Source organism: Ruegeria sp. SCSIO 43209, from assembly GCF_019904295.1.
In the GTDB taxonomy this organism is placed as follows: Bacteria; Pseudomonadota; Alphaproteobacteria; order Rhodobacterales; family Rhodobacteraceae; genus Ruegeria.
This window is the reverse complement of the sequence record NZ_CP065359.1, coordinates 2,258,083-2,283,876: the sequence shown is the minus strand read 5'-3', so window position 1 is coordinate 2,283,876 and position 25,794 is coordinate 2,258,083. Positions and strand designations below refer to the sequence as shown.

The 25,794-nt window shown below is 57.3% G+C and carries 21 protein-coding genes; 8 read left to right on the top strand and 13 right to left on the bottom strand.

Annotation, left to right across the window (positions count from 1 at the left end; translation table 11 throughout):
- Positions 1-114 precede the first annotated feature (114 nt).
- Entirely contained in the window at positions 115-1,185 is a 1,071-nt protein-coding gene (locus I5192_RS11450) for a hypothetical protein (protein ID WP_223116876.1), read from the top strand.
- A 140-nt stretch (positions 1,186-1,325) separates the two neighbouring features.
- Entirely contained in the window at positions 1,326-3,833 is a 2,508-nt protein-coding gene (locus I5192_RS11445; protein WP_223116875.1) for an FAD-dependent oxidoreductase, read from the top strand.
- Positions 3,834-3,902: 69 nt separating this feature from the next.
- Here the strand turns inward: I5192_RS11445 and I5192_RS11440 are convergent, their stop codons facing one another.
- The 3 genes from I5192_RS11440 to I5192_RS11430 all read right to left on the bottom strand — a co-directional run bounded on the left by I5192_RS11440 (position 3,903) and on the right by I5192_RS11430 (position 6,028).
- On the bottom strand, positions 3,903-4,238 hold the full coding sequence (locus I5192_RS11440) for a carboxymuconolactone decarboxylase family protein (protein ID WP_170401940.1): 336 nt from the start codon (positions 4,236-4,238) through the stop codon (positions 3,903-3,905).
- Positions 4,239-4,310: 72 nt separating this feature from the next.
- Positions 4,311-4,964, bottom strand: a complete 654-nt coding sequence (locus tag I5192_RS11435) for a DUF938 domain-containing protein (RefSeq protein ID WP_170512574.1) — start codon at positions 4,962-4,964, stop codon at positions 4,311-4,313.
- A gap of 2 nt (positions 4,965-4,966) precedes the next feature.
- A complete protein-coding gene (locus I5192_RS11430) occupies positions 4,967-6,028 on the bottom strand; it encodes an FAD-binding oxidoreductase (protein WP_223116874.1) in 1,062 nt (353 codons plus the stop codon).
- 203 nt (positions 6,029-6,231) lie between these two features.
- Here I5192_RS11430 and I5192_RS11425 point away from each other — a divergent pair, with 203 nt between their 5' ends.
- Positions 6,232-6,642: a hypothetical protein gene (locus I5192_RS11425; RefSeq protein WP_170595262.1), complete on the top strand. Its 411-nt coding sequence runs from the start codon at positions 6,232-6,234 to the stop codon at positions 6,640-6,642.
- Between the two features lie 3 nt (positions 6,643-6,645).
- The gene (locus I5192_RS11420; RefSeq protein WP_170392496.1) at positions 6,646-7,878 is read left to right on the top strand and encodes an HlyD family secretion protein; all 1,233 of its coding nucleotides are present in this window, start codon (positions 6,646-6,648) and stop codon (positions 7,876-7,878) included.
- 195 nt (positions 7,879-8,073) lie between these two features.
- Here I5192_RS11420 and I5192_RS11415 read toward each other — a convergent pair whose 3' ends face one another.
- The 8 genes from I5192_RS11415 to xdhA all read right to left on the bottom strand — a co-directional run bounded on the left by I5192_RS11415 (position 8,074) and on the right by xdhA (position 18,732).
- Positions 8,074-9,264, bottom strand: coding sequence for a peptidase S41 (locus I5192_RS11415; protein ID WP_223116873.1), 1,191 nt, complete (start codon positions 9,262-9,264; stop codon positions 8,074-8,076).
- A gap of 107 nt (positions 9,265-9,371) precedes the next feature.
- Entirely contained in the window at positions 9,372-10,445 is a 1,074-nt protein-coding gene (locus I5192_RS11410; RefSeq protein ID WP_170392494.1) for a BMP family ABC transporter substrate-binding protein, read from the bottom strand.
- 34 nt (positions 10,446-10,479) lie between these two features.
- The gene (locus I5192_RS11405; protein ID WP_170392493.1) at positions 10,480-11,400 is read right to left on the bottom strand and encodes an ABC transporter permease; all 921 of its coding nucleotides are present in this window, start codon (positions 11,398-11,400) and stop codon (positions 10,480-10,482) included.
- A gap of 1 nt (position 11,401) precedes the next feature.
- The gene (locus tag I5192_RS11400; protein WP_170392492.1) at positions 11,402-12,484 is read right to left on the bottom strand and encodes an ABC transporter permease; all 1,083 of its coding nucleotides are present in this window, start codon (positions 12,482-12,484) and stop codon (positions 11,402-11,404) included.
- Between the two features lie 38 nt (positions 12,485-12,522).
- Complete coding sequence (locus tag I5192_RS11395) at positions 12,523-14,040, bottom strand: ABC transporter ATP-binding protein (RefSeq protein WP_170512676.1); 1,518 nt, start codon at positions 14,038-14,040, stop codon at positions 12,523-12,525.
- Positions 14,037-14,972: a xanthine dehydrogenase accessory protein XdhC gene (gene xdhC / locus I5192_RS11390; RefSeq protein ID WP_223116872.1), complete on the bottom strand. Its 936-nt coding sequence runs from the start codon at positions 14,970-14,972 to the stop codon at positions 14,037-14,039. The genes I5192_RS11395 and xdhC overlap by 4 nt, the downstream gene beginning before the upstream one ends.
- Entirely contained in the window at positions 14,972-17,374 is a 2,403-nt protein-coding gene (xdhB, locus tag I5192_RS11385) for a xanthine dehydrogenase molybdopterin binding subunit (RefSeq protein WP_223116871.1), read from the bottom strand. Before xdhB ends, xdhC begins: the two co-directional genes overlap by 1 nt.
- Positions 17,371-18,732, bottom strand: a complete 1,362-nt coding sequence (gene xdhA / locus I5192_RS11380; protein WP_223116870.1) for a xanthine dehydrogenase small subunit — start codon at positions 18,730-18,732, stop codon at positions 17,371-17,373. Before xdhA ends, xdhB begins: the two co-directional genes overlap by 4 nt.
- Before the next feature lie 342 nt (positions 18,733-19,074).
- On the opposite strand from xdhA, the gene dnaE reads away from it, so the two are divergent.
- From dnaE to I5192_RS11365, 3 genes are all read left to right on the top strand, one after another.
- Positions 19,075-22,575: a DNA polymerase III subunit alpha gene (gene dnaE / locus I5192_RS11375; RefSeq protein ID WP_223116869.1), complete on the top strand. Its 3,501-nt coding sequence runs from the start codon at positions 19,075-19,077 to the stop codon at positions 22,573-22,575.
- An 86-nt stretch (positions 22,576-22,661) separates the two neighbouring features.
- Entirely contained in the window at positions 22,662-22,874 is a 213-nt protein-coding gene (locus I5192_RS11370; protein WP_170392486.1) for a YMGG-like glycine zipper-containing protein, read from the top strand.
- 2 nt (positions 22,875-22,876) lie between these two features.
- Entirely contained in the window at positions 22,877-23,248 is a 372-nt protein-coding gene (locus I5192_RS11365) for a YmgD family protein (protein ID WP_223116868.1), read from the top strand.
- Positions 23,249-23,271: 23 nt separating this feature from the next.
- On the opposite strand, the gene I5192_RS11360 is transcribed toward I5192_RS11365, so the two are convergent.
- Together I5192_RS11360 and I5192_RS11355 are read right to left on the bottom strand one after the other, a co-directional pair.
- Entirely contained in the window at positions 23,272-24,042 is a 771-nt protein-coding gene (locus tag I5192_RS11360; protein WP_223116867.1) for a hypothetical protein, read from the bottom strand.
- A complete protein-coding gene (locus I5192_RS11355; protein ID WP_170392484.1) occupies positions 23,972-24,166 on the bottom strand; it encodes a SlyX family protein in 195 nt (64 codons plus the stop codon). Before I5192_RS11355 ends, I5192_RS11360 begins: the two co-directional genes overlap by 71 nt.
- A 125-nt stretch (positions 24,167-24,291) precedes the next feature.
- On the opposite strand from I5192_RS11355, the gene hisS reads away from it, so the two are divergent.
- The gene (hisS, locus tag I5192_RS11350; protein WP_223116866.1) at positions 24,292-25,791 is read left to right on the top strand and encodes a histidine--tRNA ligase; all 1,500 of its coding nucleotides are present in this window, start codon (positions 24,292-24,294) and stop codon (positions 25,789-25,791) included.
- The last annotated feature ends 3 nt before the right edge of the window (positions 25,792-25,794 follow it).

The following is a 25,794-nucleotide window of genomic DNA, read 5'->3' as shown; positions in this document are numbered from 1 at the left end:
TATCAGGCGGAGCTAGCCGCGGAAGAAGTTGAACGCGAAAGGCAGAAGCGTTGGCGTGAGGGGGCCAAGCCGTACCTGCCGGATTCGGGCGAAGGATGGGTGCGTCGTTCGATCGTGGATGCAGATTTTACACGCGATGCCCGAGAAGGTGTTTTGCAGGACGGAATAAGTGAAGCTGCTCGTCCAATTGCAAAAAGAGTTGCTGTGCAAGAGACCGAACAACTGGCCAGAAAACTCGATAATTCTAGTTGGGTCTACGAAAGCGGCGAGCATACGGTCTGGCTACAGGCGAAACTCAGGAAAGACGCTAAATCCAATACACTGACTGGCAACATCGTCAGGTCTGTCGAAGGGTTGGGCGCAGGATCGAGTGGCTACACTCCATTCGGCATAATTGGTGGTGCTGCGTATTTCAGGTTTGAAAACAGCCGATACAAACCCGTCACAGTGAAAGATCGAAAGTTTTGGTCAATGATCACGGCGAGCCTGACGGACCTTGAGGTCGAACCTCGGTTTGAAATCTACAAGGCTACAATCGGACTGGGCGAAGAAATTCGTTTACAAGTCTATTCCGATGCACCAGCGCCTATGCTGCGAGCGTTTCTGGATCGACTGGATTATGACGGATTGAACGCACTGCTTCAAAAGCAAGTGCCTGGCGTCGGCAACGATACCGTTTTTGATGCTGAACGAGAAAGTGAACTGGCGACAAACATGGCCGCCTTGCGCGGCGAGTTTGTCAAGCTTCGCAGCGAGCTGGTGCGTTTGAAGCTAGAAAACATTGATGGATTGTCTCTTGTCGCAAATACTTTGGCCGCGCAATACGGTTTGCCGGCAGACACCTTCGACTTGACCGCGAACAGAATCGAATCTGCAGATGATTTGGTCCAGGTCGGATACCGCAAAGGACTGACAGATTTGCTTGAAGACGAGATGCAGCAGGCAGACAGAGATGACGAGGGTTTCTTTGGAAACTTGTTCGCCAAATTCAAAGATCAGGAAACCTCTGAAGAAGTCGCATCTGTAAACGAAAATGAAGGCTTCCTGTCCGGACTGTTGTCAGCCTTTGGTAGCTCTGATTCCGAAGCAGAAACTGCCGTGCGGGTAAACCGAGGCGGTTCCGGAACGGGCATTGATTGCGCAACCACCGGAACGTTCAAAAGGTGCAAATTGGGGGGCGGATAACACGTCAGATCGACTGTTGGAAAGCGACCTGGTGCAACGCTCAGGTCGCTTTTCTTATATCACTGGTCGGATGAATGTCGCGTCGAGCCCCTCAAATGCGCCATATGGTGTCAACTGAATTCAAGGGGAGACACCCGGCTATGAAAACCCAAGTCAAAGCACTGGTCGTTGGCGGCGGCGCCGTCGGGACCTCGATTGCCTATCACCTTGCCAAAGCGGGCTGGGATGATGTGATGCTGATCGAGCGGGACGAACTGACATCCGGTTCCACCTGGCACGCAGCGGGCCTGTTGCCGTTGTTTAACATGTCGTATGCCACGACCCACATCCACAAGTACTCAGTCGATTTCTACAAGACACTAGAGGAAGAAACCGGCTTGAATGCAGGCTTCGCCGTAGTCGGAAACCTGCGTATGGCACAGACGCAAGAGCGTATGGATGAATACATGCTCTATGCATCCACAGCGGAAACTTGTGATGTTGCATATGAGTGGCTGACGCCCGAGCAAATCAAGGAACGTTGGCCTCTGATCGAAACTTCCGACTTGAAAGGCGCGATCTATCACACTGAAGACGGCTACATTAACCCTGCGGACGTGACCCAGGCGATGGCCAAAGGTGCGCGTCAGCGCGGTGTCGACATCGTTCGCAAGATGCAGGCCGATGCGTTCCGCTGGAACGGTACTCACTGGGAAGTCACCTGCACTAAGATGGTCGAAAAGGGCGGCAACCTCATTCCGTCAGATGAGCAGGTTGTGATCACCGCCGAACATGTTGTGACCGCGTCAGGCAACCACGCACAGCGGACCGCGAAAATGTTGGGTATCAAGATGCCCGCGATCCCGGTCGAGCATACCTTCATCGTCATGGACAAAGACCCAGAGCTGGTCAAATGGCGTGAAGCGGGCAATCCTGAACACCCTGTTGTCCGTGATGCTGACAACGAATCTTATGCGCGCGAGGAACGCGGCGGCTGGATTCTGGGTATCTACGAACATGGTGCGCCCGCACAATTCGAACACGGCGTGCCGGACAGCTTCCGCGCTGACCTATTCCCGCTGGATCTGGATCGGATCGCCGATCAGTACATGGCGATGGCCGAACGCGTGCCGTCCTGTGCTGAGTCCGGTCTGAAAGACGATTTCAACGGCCCGATCTGCTACACACCTGATGGCAACCCGCTGGTTGGTCCGGCTCCGGGCCTGCGCAACATGTGGCTGGCCGAGGGCTTCTCGTTCGGTATCACCGCTGCGGGCGGCACCGGTTATTATCTGGCTCAGATGATGGTCGATGGCGAAGCCGAGATCGACATGGCTTCGCTGGACCCCAAGCGGTATTCGTCGAACTGGATGACCACCGAATTCGCGGCGCGCAAGAACGAAGAGTGCTATGAGCACGTCTACATCCTGCACCACCCCGACGAAGAGCGCGAAGCCTGCCGTCCGCTGCGCACCGTTCCGGCCTACGACCGTCAGAAAGCGCGTGGCGCACAGTTTGGCTGGGTCAACGGCTGGGAGCGTCCGAACTATTTCGGCCCGCTGGATGCGCCTGATAACTTCGACAAAGAAAGCCGCAGCTTCCGCCGCGGTGGTTGGTGGCAGTATGCCGTCGAAGAAGCCAAAGCGATCCGAGAAGGCGTTGGCCTGATCGATGCGTCGGCCTTCACCAAGCATGTCGTCAAAGGCCCCGGTGCGACCCAGTTCCTGGATTGGTTCACCTGCAACAAGCTGCCCAAGGTCGGTCGCATCAACCTGACCTACGCGCTGACCGCGCACGGCACCACCCGCACCGAATACACCATCGTCCGCAATGGCGAGAACAATTACTACATCGTCTCTGCCGGTGCCTGGACCGAGTACGACGCCGACTACCTTCGCAAGGCGGCCGAGGACAAGATGGAGGAGTTCGGCTACATCGAAATCCAGGACGTGACCACCCAGTGGGGCGTCTTCGCGATCGCCGGACCCAAGTCGCGTGACGTTCTGAAAGAGGTCATCAAGGACGCCGATCCGGAAACCGCGCTGTCCAACAAGCGCTTCCCTTGGTTGTCAGCCCGTCAGATCGAACTGGGCATGTGCCCGGTCAACGCGATCCGCGTGGCCTATACGGGTGAGCTGGGCTGGGAACTGCACCACCCGATCGAGATGCAGAACTATCTGTTCGACCTGCTGGAGAAGGCCGGTGAAAAGCACGGCATGAAACTGGTTGGTGCCCGCGCCCAAAACTGGCTGCGCCAGGAGAAATCCTATCGCGCCTTCGGCACCGAACTGGGCCGCGACGCGACCCCGCTGGAAGCTGACCTGCCGCGCTTTGTTGATCTGTCGAAAGACTTCTACGGCAAAGCCAAGCTGGAAGAGACCGGCGTGCGCGTGAAGTGCTGCACTCTGCTGATCGACGGACCGGACGATGCCGACCCCTGGGGCCGCGAGGCGCTGTACACGCCGGAAGGTGAGCGCGTGGGTCGTTTGACCTCGGGCGGGTACTCGGTGGCGTTCGAGAAATCCATCGGCATGGGGTATGTGAAGCCTGAGCTGGCGGTCGAAGGCACCAAGCTGCAGGTCAAAATTCAGGACAAGCTGTGGGATGCGGTCGTCACTTGTGACAGCCCGTATGATCCGAAGAACGAGGTCATCCGCAAGGACGGCTGACGCTTTTTAGAAATAAGGCGGTACTCACGTAGCACCGCCTACTAAAAGCCCGCTCTCGGTGGGCTTTTTTCATGCGCTCAATTCATCAAAACAGTCTAGTGCCTTGGCGGCGTACATCATGGACGGCCCACCGCCCATCTGGATGGCCATTGCCAGAACGTCCGAAACCTCATCGCGGGTGGCTCCCGCCTTGGCCAACGCCTCGGAATGCAGGGTAATGCAAGGCTCACACCGTACTGCGATTGACATGCCTAACGCGATGAACTCTTTGGTTTTGTAGTCCAGCGTTCCGCCTTCCTTGACAGATTTTCCCAGCGCCCCGAAGGCACGCGCCGTATCAGGAATGGCTCCGTTAAGGTTACGCAAGCTTTTGCGCGTTTCGTTCAGTGAATCCTGCCAGCTCATTATCACGTCCTTCTTGATACATATGATAATCTGCATATGAATGATGAAGAGCAAAGCAGACTTTGATCCTGATCAGATTCCAGTTTTTTGGGCGACAAATGCCAAGTTGTTCGCAGGCATCTTTACGATTTCGACCAGTTCGAGGGCGTTGTCCTTTAACATAGACAATATATGTGTGTCGTCTTTGTACCCGATCTCAGGGTCTTGTTGGACCAGTGCGTCGTGAAATCGCTGGTCGCCATCGCTTGTCAGGTGTCCGTCACGTTTGAAAGGGCCATAAAGCACCAAACGCCCATCCGTTTTCAGAGCGCACGCTGCTTCGGCAACGAGGGTTTCAGCCTCGGGCAAACTGATCAGGTGCAAGAGGTTGATCAATAAAACCAAATCTTGCTGCGCCATTGTTTTGTGCCAACCCTCCGCAGTTGCATCCAGATGAGCGGCTGCGGCGGTGTTTGGTAAACCCTTGGTGTACGCATCGATGCTGGCGCGCCGTTCGGAGGTGACTTCGCTGGGTTGCCAATGCAACCCGGGCATCCGCTGGGCAAAGGCCGAAATGTGTTGTCCGGTTCCACTGGCCAGTTCCAGGGCCTGTCCTGATGACGGGGCGACCCGTGCCAGAAGATCGCACAGCACAACCGTGTTTCGGCTGGCGGCTGGGGCGACGAGTTTGCTGCCGTCGCCCTCGGTGGCGACGCTGGCATTTGGGGGCAGTTTGCGTTTTGACATCGTTACAGCCTACCGGGTGTCAGCGCTTTCACAATCGCCGCATCAAGGCGCGGCGACGCGCCAGTCACAAGATCCGCCACAAGTTGCGAGGCAGCAGGAGCGGTCTGAAACCCATACCCTCCCTGTGCTGCCGACCAGATAAACGATGGATCGGATGGATCAGGTCCGAGCACCAGCGTGCCATCGGCAACAAAACTACGTAACCCCGCCCAATTGGTTTCTACCCGAGTTACAGTTTCAGTAACCATCGCTTCGTATCGTGCCAGTCCTTCTGCGAGAACCATGTCATCGGCGTAAGCGTCATGGGGTGTGGTTGGGTCCGCCTCGCAAGGCGAGACCAGTAGCTTGCCCGCATCAGGTTTGGCGTACCAGCTCTCGCCTGCGCCCAGCATCATTGGCCAGTTTCGCAGGTCATGTCCGCCCGGTGCGGGGATGCGCGCAATCGATCGACGGTAAGGTGTGATCCCGATGGGGGAGATTCCTGCCATCTGCGCCACCTCATCGACCCAGGCTCCGGCGGCATTTACCAGATTGCGTGCCTCTAAGGATTCTGAGGTTTCGACGGTCCAATGAACCGATTTGCGGATGCTGCTGACCCTCTGACGGGTCAGGACTGAACCGCCATTCTTGCGGACGGTTCGCGCAAAGTCCTGCAGGACGCGATCTGTATCGATATCATATGCGCTATTACTTATGGCTGCATAACCGACAGTTTCAGCATTCAGGACAGGAATGTGTCCGATGGCATCTTCCGGCGAAATCTCTTGCACACCAAGATCTTGGGCGTCTTTTTGAAACAGCGCCTGTTGATCCCTTCCGCCAATCAGCATCAGGCCGCGTGGTGTGAGGTACGCATTTGTTTCAAAGAACGCAGCACTTGCCTCGTTCAATGCCTTGACCGAGTTTGGACCGTAACCCTTTTCGAACAGGGCGGCTGAACGACCCGAAGTATGATATCCTAATCCATCCTCGGCCTCTAACACCGTAACTGTGCCGTGCTCTGACAGGCGCGCACCTACGCTTAGCCCGGCGACACCGCCACCGATTATCAGAAAATCAATCATGCGTTTTGTTCCGTTTCCGGCCGCCGAGTGATCGAGCCGGTGGTAAGTTGACTGGCGACATTGGCGGACCATGGCACGCGTACTGCCAAACGAAAAGACACAAGCCCACCGCAATGGAAACTTGATCGTAGGCGGCCAGCCTGCTTTTAGTGCAAACAACATAAGATTCGGAGGCGGACGTGAACGCGGCAGATATTCACCCGATGGCAACGGGGCACATTCCGTCATATGTGACACAGGCAGATGGTAGCGACTTCCTCTTCACCTTCATGTTGTTTTTTACCGTCGGGATGGTCGTGCTGATCGGGGTTGCCTACTTCACGTTGCATTCGATCCCGGAAAAAATGGCGCATGAAACCAATCACCCGCAATTCCAATTGGTTGGGATTCTGGCGCTTTTGGCTTTGTTTACGCATAACGGCCTTTTCTGGGTTGCCGCCATCCTTGTGGCTGGGTTCCAGTTCCCTGATTTCGCGGCACCGCTGCGCTCGATTGCCGATGCCATCCGATCTTTGGCGCCTGGGCAGGACAAAGAACACGCTTCACCCCCTCCTGAGCTGGAAATTGAGCCCGAACAATCCAAACCCTCCGAACCGGCAGCACAGGGGCACTGAACAATGATCGAGACGATGCTGTGCGCTCTGATTACCGTGCTTCCTGACTATCTGTTTCGCCGCTTTGTGCAGGGCAAACGGATCGGACACGAGATCACGCTGTTCACCATGTGGTACGAGTTGCGCTGGGGGCTGACGACTTGCGCTATTTTGGCGCTAACCGTTATCACAACACTGTTCTATTTTCACCCGTCCAGCAAAACAGCGGCTTCCTACTTCCGGACGGTAACGATCCTTCCGCAGCTAGGGGGGCGCGTTTCCGAAGTCTACGTGCGCAACAATGAGCAGGTGACAGCTGGACAGCCGATTTTCCGGATCGAAGACTTCACGCAAACCGCGCAGGTCGAAGCAGCGCATGCCCAGATTGCTCAGGTTCAAGCCTCGTTGAAGGTGGCGGAAACCGATCTGGCCGAGGCTGAGGCCGGGATTGCAGGCGCGCGCGCAGCTCTGGATCAGTCGCTCGAGGATCTGGAACGCAATACCACCCTACGTGACGAGGGATCCAGCGCGGTGCGCTTGGCCGAGATTGATCGGTTGGAAAATCTGGTTGCCGAGCGTGAAGCGCAGGTCAAAGCAGCCGTCTCAAAGCGCGCAGCGGTTGTACAACAGATCGAAGAGCTGATCCCGGCCCAACTTGCCAGTGCCAATGCGCAGCTGGATGCGGCATTGACCGAGTTGGACAAGACTGTGGTCAACGCTGGAGTGACGGGCAGGGTTGAACAATTCGGGCTTCAGGTCGGCGACTATGTCAGCCCTTTGCTGCGCCCGGCGGGTATTCTGGTGCCATCCTCCTCCGGACATGACCGATTCCAGGCGGCGTTCAGTCAGCTTTCGGCCCAGGTGGTCAAACCGGGTATGATTGGCGAATTAGGCTGCATGACCAAGCCCTTTACCGTTATCCCGGTGGTTGTCGTCGAGGTGCAGGATGTGATCCCATCGGGGCAGATCAGGCCATCTGATGAGTTGCGGGACGTGCAGAGCAACACCAATCCGGGTTCGATCCTTGTCTACCTTGAACCGCTCTACAAAAGCATGGCCGATGATGTGCCTCCGGGCAGCAACTGTCTGGCGAATATCTATACGGACAATCATGCAAAGCTGGAGGATGAGAGCCTCGGCTTCTGGGAAAAATCGTTCCTGCATGTGGTAGACACGATTGGCGTCGTTCATGCGGCAGGCCTGCGCCTGCGACTGATCCTGATGCCAGTGAACACTCTGGTGCTGGGCGGACACTAATTTCACGCCCTAAAACCTAACCATTGCGGCGATTCAATCGCTTGAAGTCCTGACCCGACGACAGCTGGGTATCGAAACGCTCGTGGTTAATATTGCCCACGGGCCGATGGTGTTGGGTCGCCAATAAGACTGGCCACCAAGTAGACCTTCGCCGCGCGTGCAGCATTTGCTTTCTTGGAATGCAGCTATGCAGACTTAGCGGCTGTCTAGCGATTTGCTCATGCTTTTGAGAACTCGTTGATGGAGTTCGGTTGGTGCATCTTCAACTGCAGGTCTTTCGATCCATTCCAAATCCAAGTTCAGTGATCCCGCAGGTACGATTTTTCTTGCGATTTCGGGCGGCGTGGTATCGTCAGTCGTTCCATTCTTCCAGTCGTGAAAGGCTGATGAGTATCGAACAACCGCTCCGCTGGTCGACAATTCGAGCAATCCGCCCTCGGCAAAGAACGTCAGCGCATCACCCATTTCCTCACCAATGAGTTTGAGCCTGTTTCCCAATCGATGTTTGAGGATGGCTACAAACACTATCGCTGCGGAAAACGTGAATTTATCGACAAGCATAACAACCTGCTTGTTTGCGCTTTCTGAGATCGCGTCGATCAAGGGCATCGTTAGAAGAAAGTCGCCACCAGTGTTTCCGCGAACATCAATTAGTAGTGTTTTGTTCGAGGATGCGCGCACGCATTCCACCGCGGCTGAGATGGCTTTAGGCAGCGCATTTTCGTTCGGATCAAAGAAGCTTGGTAACGCTATTGATAGCCCTAGCTCTTGCCAGTCCTTTATCTCTACAAATATCTCGGGTTCCCAGGCTGGATCAGCCTTGCCGTGCTCGTTTCTCGGATAGAGCATCGATCCAGGAACTGTATGTTCATTGGCCACTTTCAGATTGGCTATCCGCCCATTTTCGTCCTGCACACGGAACTCGGTCGTGCCGCCGTTTGACGAAAAACCCAAACGTGCCAAAGCGTACGGCCAAGCCAGTAGAATCGGGCCGATGACCCGTTTCCTTTGGCACGTTCCCGCCAGAAATTTCTCTGCAGTGGCTTCAATCTGGCTCAAAGCTGAGCCGTTGACCGCTATCAACTCTCCTCGCGGTGCGGCTATCTCTGGCGCCGCGTCGATGAATTGAACGGAACGTCCAACGCTCACGAATCTCAGCGGTAGCACCGCGATCGCATCATTCGGGATCAGCCGTGTGTGCCCATTGCCGGGAAGTGCCAATAAACGCATCGCTGACAAAAGGAAGGCTTCGACAGAGCCCTCTGAGGCATATTGCCGGGTTTCACCAATACAGTCGTCAATCACGGCCTTTTCGATCTGTCGAAAACTGGGATCGGTCGGCAGGGCAGTTTCTAAAATTTGGTTCAGGTCTTCCGTGAGCGACATGTTTCACGATGCGCATAGCCACTCGTCAATGTCCAGATTGGGCTCAGGGCGACTAAAAAGGCCCGCAAAAAACATGCGGGCCTTGTTGTTAGTTTCCGGGTCAGTTTCTACTGCGGGATTTCGCCTTCCAGCCCCTCAACGTAGAAATTCATGCCCGCCAGCGTACCGTCATCGGCGGTCTCGCCTTCGGCCAGCCAGTCACTGCCGTCCTGCTTTTTCAGCGGGCCAGTAAAGGGGTGGTATTCACCGGCTGCCATCGCGGCTTTCAGCGCCAGTGCTTCTTCTTTAACATCAGCCGGAACGGCGTCCGAAATCTCACCAATTGCTACCATGCCTTCCCGGATGCCATCCCATGTGTTGGCACTTTCCCATGTTCCGTCCATCACGGCCTGGGTCCGCGCGATGTAGTAGGGAGCCCAATCGTCGATGATTGAAGACACACGCGGGAAGGGTGCGTATTCGCTCATGTCGGAGGCTTGGCCAAAGGTGACAACGTTTCCTGCCTCTTGCGCGGCTGCCTGCGGTGCAGTCGAGTCAGTGTGCTGCAGGATCACGTCCGCGCCCTGTTCGATCAGAACTGTGGCGGCGTCAGCTTCTTTCGCAGGATCGAACCAAGTGTAGGCCCAGACGATCTTGAACTCGACATCCGGATTCACCTTCTTGGCGTGGATATAGGCTGAGTTGATACCACGGATCACTTCAGGGATCGGGTAGGACCCGATGTAGCCGATGATATTCGATTCCGTCATTTTACCGGCGATGTGGCCTTGGACTGCGCGACCTTCATAAAAACGGGCCGAGTAGACCGAGACGTTGTCGGCGGTCTTGTAGCCGGTTGCGTGCTCGAATTTCACATCCGGGAATTTCTTCGCGACATTGATGGTCGGATCCATGTAGCCGAACGAGGTGGTGAAGATCAGGTCCGCGCCTTCCAGTGCCATCTGGGTCATCACGCGTTCTGCATCTGGGCCCTCAGGCACCGACTCGACGAACACGGTTTCAACCTTGTCGCCAAAGTGCTCTTCCACGGCCAGACGGCCCTTGTTGTGCTCATAGGTCCAGCCGCCATCGCCCACTGGGCCGACATAGACGAAGCCGACTTTGGTCTTGTCTTGGGCCATGGCCCCCGAGGCCAGACCCAGCGCCATTGCGGCGCTTGCCAAAAGTGTAGTGAATTTCATGTGTTACTCCCCAAGTTGGTTCAGTTGGCCTCGCCTAGTGCGAGGCATGGAAGGTCCGGCCCAATGCGGCAGGTGCGCTGCTCTTGTCGGCCGAAAGGATCACAAGCACAAGGATCGTGATGATGTAGGGCGACATTGCCAGATACTCGACAGGAATGGCAACGCCCGCTGCCTGCAAATTAAGCTGCAACACAGTGATGCCGCCGAACAAATAGGCGCCCAGCAAGACACGCCATGGTTTCCAGCTGGCAAAAACCACCAGCGCCAAGGCAATCCAGCCGACACCGGCAGTCATGCCCTCGGTCCACTGCGGCACGCGGATCAGGCTGATGTAGGCGCCGCCCAAGCCAGCGCAAGCACCACCAAACAGGATCGCCATGATGCGAATCTTGATGACCTTGTAGCCCAGCGCATGCGCCGCATCGTGGTTTTCGCCAACGGCGCGCAATATCAGGCCGATGCGTGTGTATTTCAGCGTGGCCCAGACGGCGGCCGTCAGGGCAATTCCGACGTAGAGGATCGGGTCGTGCTGAAACAGGATTGGTCCAATAACAGGGATATCGCTGATCACCGGGATATGGATTTCACCCATGCTGGGCGGCTTGATTCCTACGTAGCTCTGCCCCATCAGCGCGCTGAACCCGAGGCCGAACAATGTTAGGGCCAGGCCACTGGCAACTTGATTGGCCAGCGCCACCTGCGTCAGCAGCACAAACAACAGCGATAGCACCGCGCCACCGATTGCTGCCGCAATAAAGCCCAGCCAGGGCGAACCGGTCTCGACTGAGATTGCGAAGCCGCTGATTGCGCCCACGATCATCATGCCCTCGACACCGAGGTTCAGGACGCCTGCTTTTTCGACCACCAATTCTCCGATTGCGGCCAACAAAAGTGGGGTTGCGGCCACCATTAGCGAGGCGACCAGAAGGACGGGGTTAATTTCACCAAGGTCCATATCACGCTACCTCGCTACGGGCCGCACGGATGCGGTAGTTTGTCAGAAGATCGAATGCCAGCAGGAAGAACAGAAGCATCCCCTGGAATACCTGAATGGCTGCGGCGGGCAGACCCAGCTGAGATTGGGCGATTTCACCACCAATATAAGTCAACGCCATCAGGCCTCCGGCCAGCAGGATGCCCACCGGGTGCAGTCGGCCAAGGAAAGCCACGATGATAGCGGTAAAACCATAGCCGACGTTGAAGTCGATGCTGACCACACCCGCAGGACCCGAGACTTCGAACATCCCCGCAAGACCGGCCAGCGCGCCGGCCAGACCCAGACAGAACAAGATCAGGCGGGCAGGGTTTACACCAGCGAACTTCGCCGCACGCGGGGCCTCACCTGTCAGGCGGATGTGGAAGCCCAGCATGTGCCGGTTCAGCAAGACATATGCAAAGATAACAGCGATCAGGGCAGTGACTACGCCCCAGTGCATGCCTGAACCCGCAATCAGCTCGGCATTATACGCGCTGTCGTAGGATTGCAGATTGCGCGAACCGGGAAAGCCGAACCCTTCGGGATTCTTCAGCAGGCCTAGCGAGACCGAGGCCAGCATCTGTTCGGCCACATAGACCAACATCAGCGACACAAGGATTTCATTGGTACCGAAGCGCACTTTCAGGAAGGCTGGGATCATTGCCCATAGCCAGCCGCCAAACGCGCCTGCAATCACCATGATCGGAAAGATGTAGAATGCATCCAGCGGATAGAATGCCAGACCAGCACCCGCACCGAAAATGGCCCCCATAATGTACTGACCCTCGGCCCCGATATTCCAGATACCTGCGCGGAAGCCTAAAGACAGGCCGATAGCGATCAAAACCAGGGGCGCGCCCTTAACCAGCAATTGCGGTCGATAATAGAAGGCGAACTCGCCAAACAGGGGTTCCCAGAAAATGGTTCCAATAGCCTCGACCGGGTTTTTGCCCAGAATGGCGAACAGGATGCCACCAAAAACCATCGTCGCCAGGACCGCGACCAGAGGGGTGGCATAAGACCACGCCTTGGACGGCTGAGGCCGTTTCTCCAACACAATCATTTGCTCATACCCCCGCGTTTCTCTTTTCTTTTAACTGTTTAGACATGGGCCACCTCCATGCCATGCGCGCCGCCCATCATCAGGCCGATCTCATCGACCGTCAGACCCGTAGTTTCACGCGGGGCGCTTAGTCGTCCTTCGTTCAAGGCGGCAAAGCTATCTGAGATTTCCATCAGTTCATCGAGGTCTTGCGAGATACAGATGACCGCAGTTCCCTTGGCCGCCAGATCCAGAATGGCCTGCCGGATCGAAGCCGCCGCCGCTGCATCCACGCCCCAAGTCGGCTGGTTCACGACCAGAACATCCGGGTTTTGCAGCACTTCGCGACCAATCACGAACTTCTGCAGGTTCCCGCCCGACAGCGACCGGGCGGCATTTTCAGGACCCGGCGTACGCACGTCAAAGGCGCTGATGATCTTTTCGGCAAAGCTCTTGGTCTCGGACCACTTCAGAAAGCCGTTATTCTCCAGCCCCTCGCGGACCGACCCGGTCAGCAGAGCGTTTTCGGTTAGGCTCATATCAGGGGCAGCCGCGTGGCCCAGCCGTTCTTCGGGCGCGGTCAAAACGCCCAGCTTACGCCGCGCGGTCGGGCCGAGTTTGCCGATGGGTTGACCGTTGAATTTGATCGCATCTGCGGTGGTCGGAATTTCGCCAGAAAGCACACCCAGCAATTCATCCTGACCGTTCCCCGCGACACCCCCGATCCCCAGAACCTCGCCCTTGCGGACGGTCATGTGGACGTTGCGAAGCGCGGTTCCGAATTCCGACGGCGACGGCACTGACAATCCGCTGACATCCAGCGCAACGTCACCGAATTCCCGGCCGGAACGTTCAGGTGTCTGCAGGGTTGACCCCACCATCATCTCAGCCATATCGCGCGCTGAGGTTTCGGCTGGTACACATTCGCCCACATTCTTACCCAGCCGCAGAATCGTGGCGTGGTCGCATAGCGTTCGAATCTCTTCCAGCTTGTGCGAGATATACAGGATCGATGTCCCTTCCGAGCGCAATTTGTTCAGCGTTTCGAAAAGGATTTCAACCTCTTGCGGCGTCAGAACCGAGGTCGGCTCGTCCATGATCAGCAACTTTGGGTCCTGCAGTAAGCAGCGGATGATTTCGACCCGCTGACGCTCACCTGCAGACAGATCGCCAACCGTGCGGAAGGGGTCCAAGGGCAGGCCGTAGGTTTCGGATACTTCGCGGATACGCGAGGCCAGATCACCCATTGGGGGCGGGTTCTCCATCCCCAGAGCGATATTCTCGGCGACGTTCAACGCATCGAATAGCGAAAAATGCTGGAACACCATCGCGATCCCGTCCGCACGGGCGGCGCGCGGTTCAGGCGGTGCATAGGACTGCCCCCGCAGCAGCATTGAGCCGCTGTCGGGCTTCACCAGCCCATAGATCATTTTGACAAGCGTGGATTTGCCTGCGCCGTTCTCGCCCAGCAGCGCGTGAACTTCGCCTTCACCGATGTCAAAGGACACCTGATCATTGGCCACGACGCCGGGATAGGCTTTGGTCAGCCCTTGCAAGCTCAGAAGTGGAGTGGTCACGCGCTCAGGTCCTTCTTCAATTCGTTCTGTCGGGCGGGGTGTAACAGTTGCGCTGCCACGCCAACGGCGATCATCTGCGGGTGTTTGCCCAAGCCCGGATCGCCGATCGGACAGGTGATCCGGCTGATCCGCTCGGGCGGATGCCCAAGGGCTGCAAGTCGCGACCGGAATCGCGCCCATTTCGTAGCCGAGCCGATAAGCCCCGCAAAGAGGAAATTGTGCGAAAGCAGCCGGTTGCACAGTTCCAGATCCAGATTGTGCGAATAGGTCAGCACCAGATGCTCGGCATCGGTTGGCGCGTGGCGAACCAGCTCGGCGGGTTTTGCGGTCGGAACCGGGGTTACACCGGTTGGAACCACATCGGGAAACCGCTCGGGTCCGGTATCGACCCAGGTGATTGCCAGATCGGGTAGGGGGGACAAAACGTCCACCAGCGCCCGGCCTACATGGCCTGCGCCCCAGATCCACAGATTACGCGTCGGTTTGTGAACGGGTTCGACCATCCAACCTTCGATCAGTTGGGGCTCGGGCGCGACACCCTGTCCTCGCGCTGCCGCCAGCCGACGTTTGACCGATAGCGGCATCTCTCCGCCCGAGGCCGAACGCGCGATGACGGTATCGTCCAGTGCATTCAGCGCTTCATGATCAAATACTTCACTCAGCAATGAAACTGCACCGCCGCAGCATTGCCCCATGTCGGGGCCAAGAGCGTGATGCGTTAGTCGGGTGGCGGTGGTTTGGGATCGCGCAGCTTCAGTTGCCTGATACTCCAACGTGCCTCCACCGATGGTGCCACTTTGCCCGTCCTTCCAGACTAGCATCGCGGCCCCCACTTCACGTGGAGACGACCCTTTGATGCCGGCGATGACCACCCGGACCACTGTTCCGTGGGTTTTGACCGCCTCCCTCAAAGCCTCCAAGTCAAATCCCATCAGATGCCTCCCTTCATCTTTTGGACGCCGCGCCAAACCTCTTCAGCCGTGGCTGGTGCATCAAGAGCGGGGTAGGCCTCTCCACAGGCCGCGACCGCATTCGACAGGGCCAGCCATGCTGAAATACCCAGCATGAACGGCGGTTCGCCCACCGCTTTCGAACGATAAATCGTGTCCTCACGGTTTTCGGCATTCCAGAGTGCGACGTTGAATACGTCGGGTCGATCTGAGCAGGCGGGGATCTTATAGGTCGAGGGTGCGTGTGTGCGCAGGTTGCCCGTGCCGTCCCAGACCAGTTCCTCGGTCGTTAGCCAGCCCGCGCCTTGCACATAACCGCCTTCGACCTGCCCGATATCCAACGCCGGGTTCAACGAAGCACCGGCATCATGCAGGATATCGGTGCGCAGAATGCGGTTCTCACCAGTCAGAGTGTCGACGGCCACTTCGGTGACCGACGCTCCGTAGGCGAAGTAGAAGAACGGACGGCCTCGTCCGGCGATCCGGTCCCATTCGATCTTGGGTGTCTTGTAGAAACCGGTCGCCGACAGGCTGATCCGACCCTGATAGACCAGCGCCGCAGCTTCAGCGAAGGTGTAGCGTTCTGCGCCAACCGAAATATGGCCATCAGAGAAGGTGACAGTCGACGGATCGGCCTGATGCCGCTCGGCCAGATAGTCCGCCATTCGATCGCGGATCGTATCGCAGGCCGCCTTCACGGCCATACCATTCAGGTCACTGCCCGAGGATGCTGCCGTGGCCGAAGTGTTCGGTACCTTGGCCGTGTCTGTGGCGGTGATTTTGACCATCTCCAGCGGGATGCCAAAGCGCGAAGCCGCCACCTGCGCCACCTTTTGGAACAGGCCCTGACCCATCTCGGTACCGCCGTGGTTCAGATGGACCGAGCCATCCTGATACACATGCACCAAAGCGCCTGCCTGATTCAGGTGGGTCAGCGTGAAGGAAATCCCGAACTTGACCGGAGAAAAGGCAATGCCCTTCTTGATCACGCTGTTCTCGGCGTTCCATTTCGCAATGGAGGCCTTGCGCGTTTCGTAATCGCTGGATTTCAGTAGCGCCTGAGTCATCCCGTGTAATTCGAAATCGCTGACCTCCATTCCGTAGGGCGTGGTATTGCCGCCAGCGGGCAGAGGGCGCACGGGGGCGTCCCCGGTTTCGACCGCGCCGCGGCTTGTTAGGTCCTCATGCGGGTCGGGATGACCCAAAGGCTTCTCGGACGGCGTGATCTCGGCAATCGCATGGGCCGGTTCGTAATAGTTTCGGCGGCGCAGTTCCACCGGGTCCAGACCCAGCTCATACGCGGCGTGGTCCATCACGCGTTCGATGCCAACCATGCCCTGCGGGCCGCCGAAGCCGCGATAAGCGGTGGCGGATTGGGTGTTGGTCTTCAGCCGGTGGCTTTCGATCCGTGCATTTGGCAACAGATAGGCATTGTCTGAATGCAGCATCGCGCGGTCGGCGACGGGCAGGGACAAGTCCTGCGCCCAGCCGCAGATGGCGTAGTGGTGGAACGAGACGCCCTGAATATGGCCGTTCTCGTCAAATCCGGCCTTATAGGCGATGCGGAACGCGTGGCGTTTGCCGGTGATGGTCATATCATCGTCGCGGTCATAGCGCATCTTGCACGCCTTGCCAGTTGCGCGAGCGGCCACCGCGCAAGCAACGGCCAGCGCATTGCCCTGGCTTTCCTTGCCACCAAAACCGCCGCCCATACGGCGCGTCTCGACCCTGACGGCGTGCATCGGAACGCCCAACGCATCGGCCACCTTGTGTTGAATCTCAGTCGGGTGCTGGGTCGAGCTGTGAACCAGCATATCCGCGCCTTCATTCGGCACGGCCAAAGCGGCCTGACCTTCCAGATAGAAATGCTCCTGCCCGCCAAGCTCGAATGACCCTTCGATCACATGGGCGGATCCTGCAATAGCCGCATCAGCATTACCTTTGGCATAGATGCGCGGGCCGTCTTCGAACCGACTGTCGGCGGCCAGAGCCTCTTCGACGGTTAGGATCGGGGTTTCCTCGGCATAGTCGATCTTGCCCAAACGGGCCGCCTTGCGGGCGGCCAGATGGCTGCTGGCGATGACCAGAAACACCGGCTGGCCGATATAGTGAACCGTGCCGTCCGACAGTAGCGGTTCATCATGGATCGAAGGCGATACGTCGTTGGCGAAGGGCAGATCATCCGCAGCCATAACCATCACGACGCCCTCGGCAGCCTTCACCGCAGATAAGTCCATTGCGGTGATCTTGCCTTTGGCAATCGGGCTGAGGCCAAAAGCCAGATGCAAACTGTCCCTGGGTGTCGGGATATCGTCCACATACCGCGCGGTTCCTGAAACGTGCAGCGGTGCTGCGTCGTGGGGGAGGGGTTTGGTCACGCTCATGCCGATACCTCCAGCACATTGGTCACTTCACCCTGATCTTCCAGGAAGTATCTTTCGAGCATCGCTTTGGCGGATTCCAGTCGATAGGTGGCCGAGGCGCGCATGTCCGTGAGTGGTGAATAATCGTCAGCAAAGGCAGGCAGCGCGGCGTCAATCGTCTCGCGCGCCCAAGGTTTACCGACCAATGCGGCCTCGACATGGGTTGCCCGTTTCGGGATGCCGGCCATGCCGCCGAACGCGATGCGCGCCTGCGTGACGATGCCGACCGAGACGGTGATGTTGAAACACCCGCAGACGGCCGAGATGTCCTGATCGAACCGCTTGCTGAGTTTATAGGCCTTCAGGCGATCCAGCTGACGGGGGAAACTGACAGCTTCGACGAATTCACCGGGAACGCGGTCCTGTTTGCCATAGTCGATAAAGAACTCTTCCAGCGGAACGGACCGGCGGGTGTCGCCTTTGCGCAGATGAAGGGTTGCGTCCAGAGCAATCAGCGCAGGCGGGTTGTCACCAATGGGCGAGCCATTGGCGATGTTGCCGCCCACCGTTGCAGCATGGCGCACCTGAACACTTGCATAGCGACGGATCATTTCGGCGTAAGAGGGGTGAAGATCGGCCAGAGCCTCACCCATCCGATTCATGTCGACCATTGCGCCAAAGCGAATTTCATCGTCGGTGATGGTGATTTGTTTGAGATCATCGCAACGGTTGAGGAAGATTACTGGATCCAGGTCGCGCAGTTGCTTTGTCACCCACAGGCCGACATCTGTTGCTCCGGCAACCAGCGTGGCATCCGGGTTTTCAACATATACAGCTGCCAGTTCATCGGAAGATTCAGGCAGCATGCGCGACGCAGCAGAAGATGCGAGTGGCTTGTCTTTGACCCAGACTGGCACGGGACGGTCCTCGACCGCTTTCGCGGCGCGAATAATCGGTGCATAGCCAGTGCAGCGGCACAGGTTTCCGGCAAGCTGGGTGTCATGATCCGTGGCGCCTGTCGCATGACTGGCGACCATCGACATGACAAAACCCGGAGTGCAAAAACCGCATTGCGAACCGTGCAGGTCAACCATTGCCTGTTGAACGGGATGTGCTTCGCCATCCGGGCCGCTTGCCCCTTCGACTGTACGAACCGCTTTGCCATGCAGCTGGGGCAAGAACAGGATGCAGGAGTTCAGAGCTTTTGCACCGTCTTCGTCCGTCACCATGACCGTGCACGCGCCGCAATCGCCTTCGTTGCAGCCTTCTTTGGTGCCTGTCAGACCGCGATCTTCACGCAGCCAGTCCAGTAGGGTGGCCGTCGGATCGACATCCGGCAGCTCCACTGTCTCTCCGTTCAGAAGAAACGTGATGTTCATTCGAGAAACCCGTCGCGTTACCCGGTTGCGCCCGTTCGGCCCTCCTTCGATGCGACGTAGAAAGAGTGGCGGGCGGTAGCTTGCCGTCAGATGTTAGAAACAGCGCACCTTATCTGGCAAGAAAAACTGCCTATATGATACACCATTGCACCCGAGCGGCCCATGATTGTCGTGTATGTGTGAAACTTAATAAATTGAAAATAAACACTTTTTTGGAAGGTGTGCGTTCCTGCGCCCGAAGCACCTTCTGAAAAAGCCGAATAATCACCGATGATTTTTTCGGCATTCGATGGTGCCGGTTCCCGCTTTTGCAACGTCGCTGGCTGAGATAGCTTAGCCTGTATGAGCAGTTACCCCCGATTCATTCACCTCCGCGTTCACACTGAATATTCGTTGCTGGAAGGTGCCGTGCGGCTGAAGAAGCTGCCGGAGCTGTGCCAGAAGATGGAGATGCCCGCCGTCGCGGTGACGGATACCAATTCAATGTTCTCGGCCTTAGAGTTTTCGGTCACCGCCAGCGGGGCGGGTGTGCAACCGATCATGGGCTGTCAGGTCGATCTCAGTTACGTTCAGGCGCAGCCGGGAGAAAAGCCCAAAGCACCCGCGCCGCTGGTGCTGCTGGCACAATCCGAGGTGGGATATGAGAATCTGATGAAGCTCAGTTCCTGCCTGTATGTAGACAAAAGCGGGCAGTTGCCGCAGGTCACTTTGGACGAATTGGCGGAACGAGCAGATGATTTGATCTGCTTAACCGGCGGTCCAGACGGGCCTGTAGGGTTGCTGTTACAGCAAGGTCAGCGCCCTGCTGCCGAGGCTTTGGTGGATCGTTTGTCAGCGATTTTCCCGGATCGCCTTTATGTTGAGTTGCAGCGTCACCCTGGCGAAGGAGGCCAACCTGAGGCCGAGCGCTTGACCGAGCGCGGTCATGTCGAGATGGCGTATGACAAGAACCTGCCGCTGGTGGCCACCAATGACGTCTATTTTCCGACTTCGGACATGTACGAGGCCCACGACGCGCTGATCTGTATCGCCGAGGGGGCTTATGTCGACCAGCAGGACGGTCGCCGACGTCTGACCGCGCAGCACTATTTCAAGTCGCAGCAGGAGATGGTGACGCTGTTCGCCGATCTGCCCGAAGCCGTCGAGAATACGGTTGAAATCGCGCAACGCTGCGCCTTCATGGCTTATCGCCGCGACCCGATCCTGCCGAAGTTTGCAGATGATGAGGTCGCCGAACTGCGTCGCATCGCCAACGAGGGTCTGCAAAAACGTCTGGCCGTGATCCCGCACGCCGTGACACCTGAAGAATATCAGGAACGGCTGGATTTCGAACTTGGCATCATCGAAGGGATGGGCTTCCCAGGCTATTTCCTGATCGTTGCCGACTTTATCCAATGGGCCAAGGATCATGACATTCCGGTGGGTCCGGGGCGAGGCTCGGGTGCGGGATCACTGGTGGCTTATGCGCTGACAATTACCGACCTTGATCCGCTGCGGTATTCGCTTCTGTTTGAACGGTTTCTGAACCCCGAGCGGGTTTCTATGCCCGACTTCGATATCGACTTCTGCATGGATCGCCGTGAAGAGGTTATCCGCTACGTGCAGCAGAAATACGGGCGCGACAAAGTGGGGCAGATCATCACCTTCGGTGCCTTGCTGTCGAAGGCGGCTGTGCGCGATATTGGGCGTGTATTGCAGATGCCATACGGGCAGGTTGATCGCCTGTCCAAGATGATCCCAGTCGAAGGCGTCAAACCCGTTTCCATCGAAAAGGCACTGAAGGATGAGCCGCGCCTGAGGGAAGAGGCACGCAATGAAGAGGTCGTGGACCGTCTGCTCACATATGGCCAGCAAGTCGAGGGGCTGCTGCGCAACGCCTCGACACACGCTGCCGGCGTGGTGATCGGAGACCGGCCGCTGGATGCACTGGTTCCAATATACCAGGACCCGCGTTCGGACATGCCTGCGACCCAATTCAACATGAAATGGGTTGAACAGGCCGGGCTTGTAAAGTTCGATTTCCTGGGTCTGAAAACACTGACCGTGATCCAGAACGCGATGGATTTGATCTTTAAGTCAGGGCGTGACCTTCACATAGCTCCCGATGGCACGGAACTCTATGAACCCGCCGAAGGGGCAACAAATCAGATCAACGCCATCCCGCTGGATGACGAGGCGACGTACAAACTCTATTCGGCGGCCAAGACGGTGGCGGTGTTCCAGGTTGAATCCTCGGGCATGATGGATGCGCTCAAGCGGATGAAGCCGGATTGTATCGAGGATATCATCGCCCTCGTCGCGCTTTATCGACCCGGCCCGATGGAGAACATCCCGAAGTTCTGCGAAGTCAAGAACAAGCTTAGCGAACGCGACACGCTGCACCCGTCCATCGACCATATCTTGGATGAGACGCAGGGCATCATCGTCTATCAGGAACAGGTGATGCAGATCGCGCAGGAAATGGCGGGTTACAGCCTTGGGGGCGCGGACCTGCTGCGCCGCGCGATGGGTAAGAAAATTCAGGAGGCGATGGATGCAGAGCGGCCCAAGTTCCTCAAAGGTGCTGCCGAAAACAATGTGGATGAGGCCAAGGCGACCGAAGTCTGGAACCTGCTGGACAAGTTCGCCAACTATGGCTTCAACAAATCCCACGCCGCCGCCTATGCGGTGGTCAGCTATCAAACCGGCTGGCTAAAGGCGAACCACCCGGTCGAGTTCATGGCAGGTGTCATGAACTGCGATATCCATCTGACCGACAAGCTCGCGATCTATTTTGAGGAAGTCCGCAAGGGGCTGCAGCTGCCCTATGTTCCGCCGTGCGTAAATCGATCCCAAGCGACCTTTGATGTGGCCGATGGGCATTTGGTCTATGCGCTGGGCGCGCTCAAGAACGTAGGCGTCGAGGCAATGAATCTTGTGGTTGAGGGGCGTGGCGAAAAGCCTTTCGTAAACCTGTTCGACTTCGCCCGCCGTGTTGACCTGAAGAAGGTCGGCAAACGCCCGCTTGAGATGCTGGCTCGCGCCGGTGCCTTTGACGAGCTCGATAAAAATCGTCGCCGTGTGTTCGAAAGCCTTGATCCGTTGGTTCAGTATTCGGCGGCGATTCACGAGCAGAAGAATTCGAACCAAGTGTCCCTGTTTGGCGAGGCAGGCGATGACCTGCCCGAACCGCGTCTGTCCCCTTCGCCTGATTGGCTACCTGCCGAACGCCTGAGCGAGGAATTCAAGGCCATCGGATTCTACCTGTCTGGCCATCCGCTGGATGACTATATGCCGGCCCTGAAGCGCAAACAGGTGCTGACACTGGATCAGGTGACTGAAAAGGCGCGCGCTGGCCCATTTATTGCCAAGATGGCAGGCGTCGTTGCCGGACGGCAAGAAAGGAAATCAGCGCGCGGCAATCGGTTCGCATTTGCCCAGCTCTCTGACCCCACCGGAGCATTCGAGGTCACGTTATTCTCGGAAACACTGGAGAAATCCCGAGAGTTTCTGGAAACCGGCGCACAGGTGGTACTGACGGCCGAAGCGACCATGGAGGCCGATCAGCTGAAACTGCTGGGCCGTTCCGTTGGTCCGGTTGATACAGTTGTGGCCGATGCGGGTGCAACGGGTTTGCGTGTGTTTGTCGAGGATTCGAAGGTTTTGCCGAACATGGCCACGGTACTGGAAGGCGCAGAGGCTTCAGCTAAAAGGGTGGCCAAGGGACCTGTTTATGTTTGTCTGTTCGATCCCGGACTGCCAGGCGAGGTCGAGATGGATCTGGGCCGGGAATTTCCGATCAACCCAGAAATCAAAGGCGCGCTGAAGTCGCTCGAGGGGATATCGGAGATCGAAGAAATCTGATCCCGAACCGTAATGTTGCCACACGCGATGGACCCCGCTAGGCTGGGTGAACATCCTCAAAGGTCATTTCACAGGAGGGTTCCGAAATGGCAAGTTCAGGCAATGTTTTCAGGATATTTACACTCGCCGCGGCATGTTCACTGGCATTGGCCACTGCGGTACATGCAGACGACAAAAAGAAGAAAAACACTCTTACCGGGGCCTTGGTCGGCGCGGGCGTTGGCGCGCTGGTAGGCGATGGTAAAGGGGCTGCGGTCGGTGGGGTGGCCGGTGCGATTATCGGACATAACTGGAAGTGATCATGATGTTGAAAAATCCCATCAAATCTTCCTTCTGCGCCATGCTGTTTGTTATTCCGACGTTTGCTTTCGCGGATGAGGCTGCTGAGCAGATGGTGCAAGACGTCCTGCCTATGATGCACTATACATGCGCCTCGATCGCCGAAGAGGCCGACGGGGACGAAGCCTTTGTTGTCGAAGTCGTAGGAAAGATGACGGCCCTGTCACTTTACAACCGCCAGATCAATATCGAGGATCATGCAGCCTCTGACGAGGAAAAGGCCCAACTGCGCGAAGCCTTCATCGCCGCGCTGTCTGAAGGTTGTGCCGCAGATAAGAACGCCCTTCTGGGCGGGGTGGTCGACAATGCAGTGAAGTCGACGCTGGGGTTGTAAGCGAGCGCTTGGTCTTGCGAGCGCTAAAGCCTGCCCACTGGACAACGCACAAGGCCCCAGCCTCTGTCCATTTGGGCGTCTTTCAGGCCTGAGACGAGACGGTCGGACAAAAAGAGAAGGTTCGGAACTTTCGGGTCCAGCCAGATGTCCGGTCCATCAAGCGCTACAGGTATGACTACCAGTTTAGATTCCTGATTGCTTCTAGGAAGGTAGCAGATTCCGTTGCCGATGTTATTTAACGGCGAACGGATATCCCCCTCTGGCCCCAAAACATCGTAGTTGCCCATGGGTCGTTTGTTGCACACGTTCAGAAAGTAATACCGCTCGGACGTGGTCAGATGGTTTTCAGTTGAATCCATCAGCGTCAACGGATGAAATACCGTGTCCCCCAGATCGAACTGTTCCAGAACGGATTTGGCGGATTGGGAAACCATAGGCTTGCCACCGCCATTGATGAATGGAGCCGTATAATACTCGGCTTTAGAATTGTAATGATAAACGCTACCAACCTGTTCTTTGGTCAGCAGATCACCGCGTTTCCAGCTTTGAGCGGCTTGACGGAGGATGCTCTTCGACCATTCGACGTCTTCGGCAGATTGTTTTTTCCGCCAATTGTCTGTGTATTCTCTGCGCGATACACCCTCTATGACGTTGATATTGTTCACCGTCGTAGCAATCCACACGCATTGCGCGTTGCTGTCCTCACTCGCCATCAGCTTGCCCTCAATAATGCGGCGGGCGTTCGTCTCCGAACACAACGCCGCCTGAACCTTCTTGCGCGCGTTCTGCTTCACGCTGCAGCAACATCTCGACGCGGCGGGTCAGGCGGTCGATCTCGTTCTGTTGGTTTGTGACGACCGAGTTCAGCTCTTCGACCGTGCGGGTCAGATGGGCGATCTGCTCTTCCAGATGCTGCATGGGGCTCTCCTTATAGGCGTCTCATAGCGACCCTGTGACGCCCTGACCAGAGAAACCCCGCCTTGCTCCGATGCGGGCCATGGGATAGACCGCGCGCGGAACACTAAATCCCAAGGACGCCCCACATGGCCAAGCCCAAGAAACAGCCCCGCCCCAAGGCCGTAACGCCGAAAGGGTTCCGTGACTATTTCGGCGAGGAAGTCACGCAGCGCACCGAGATGCTGCGGACGATTGCGGGTGTCTATCATCGTTACGGGTTCGATGCCTTGGAAAGCAGCGCGGTTGAAACGGTTGAGGCGTTGGGCAAGTTCCTGCCCGACGTGGACCGCCCGAACGAGGGCGTATTTGCATGGCAGGAATTTGACGAAGGCGGCTCAAAAGGTTCCGGGGGCGACTGGATGGCCCTGCGCTATGACCTAACTGCGCCTCTGGCCCGCGTCTATGCGCAGCACCGCAACGACCTGCCGACGCCTTATCGCCGCTATGCGATGGGTCCGGTCTGGCGGAACGAGAAGCCGGGGCCGGGACGGTATCGTCAGTTTTATCAGTGCGATGCGGATACGGTGGGCACGGCCTCAATGGCTGCGGATGCCGAGATTTGCGCCATGCTGTCGGACACGCTGGAAACCGTTGGAATCCCGCGCGGTGACTATCTGGTGCGGGTCAACAACCGTAAGGTTCTGAATGGTGTGCTCGAAGCGATGGGTTTGGGTGAAGACGCCGCCGCCCGAGATAATGTTCTGCGCACGATCGACAAGTTCGACAAGGTGGGCGAGGCTGGTGTGCGTGAGCTTTTGACCAAAGGCCGATTGGATGCCTCTGGCGCTTTTATCGATGGTGTTGGTCTTAGCGGTGATCAGGCCGAGCCGGTGATTGCCTTCCTGACTTCTAAAGCTGCAGATACCGCCGGAACGCTGGCCAACCTGCGCGCCGCTGTGGGTGACAGCAAGATCGGTGCGGACGGGATCGCTGAGTTGGAGCAGATTGGTGCGCTGCTGGATGCAGGCGGGTATGGTTCGGACCGGATCGAGATTGATCCTTCGGTCGTGCGTGGCCTCGGCTATTACACCGGGCCGGTCTATGAGGCCGAACTGACCTTCGAAATATACGACGAGAAGGGCCGCAAGCGGCAATTCGGGTCGGTCTCGGGTGGTGGTCGCTATGATGATCTGGTCAAGCGGTTTACCGGACAGGAAGTACCCGCGACCGGCATCTCCATCGGTGTTGACCGATTATTGGCCGCTTTGCGTGAAAAGGGGCGGATCGCGGCGCAGGCCACCGGCCCAGTGGTTGTGACCGTGATGGACCGCGATCGCATGGTGGACTATCAGGCGATGGTGGCAGAACTGCGCAATGCCGGTATCCGAGCCGAGGTCTACTTGGGCAACCCCAAGAACTTTGGCAACCAACTGAAATATGCGGACAAGCGGAACTCTCCAATTGCGGTGATCGAAGGCGGTGACGAAAAGGCAAATGGGATCGTACAGATCAAGGACCTGATTCTTGGCGCCAAGATTGCCGAAAGCGCCACGCTTGAGGAATGGAAAGAACGGCCCAGCCAGTTCGAAGTGCCCCGCGGCGATCTGGTCGCTAAGGTGCGCGAGATTCTGGACAATCAGGACTGACCC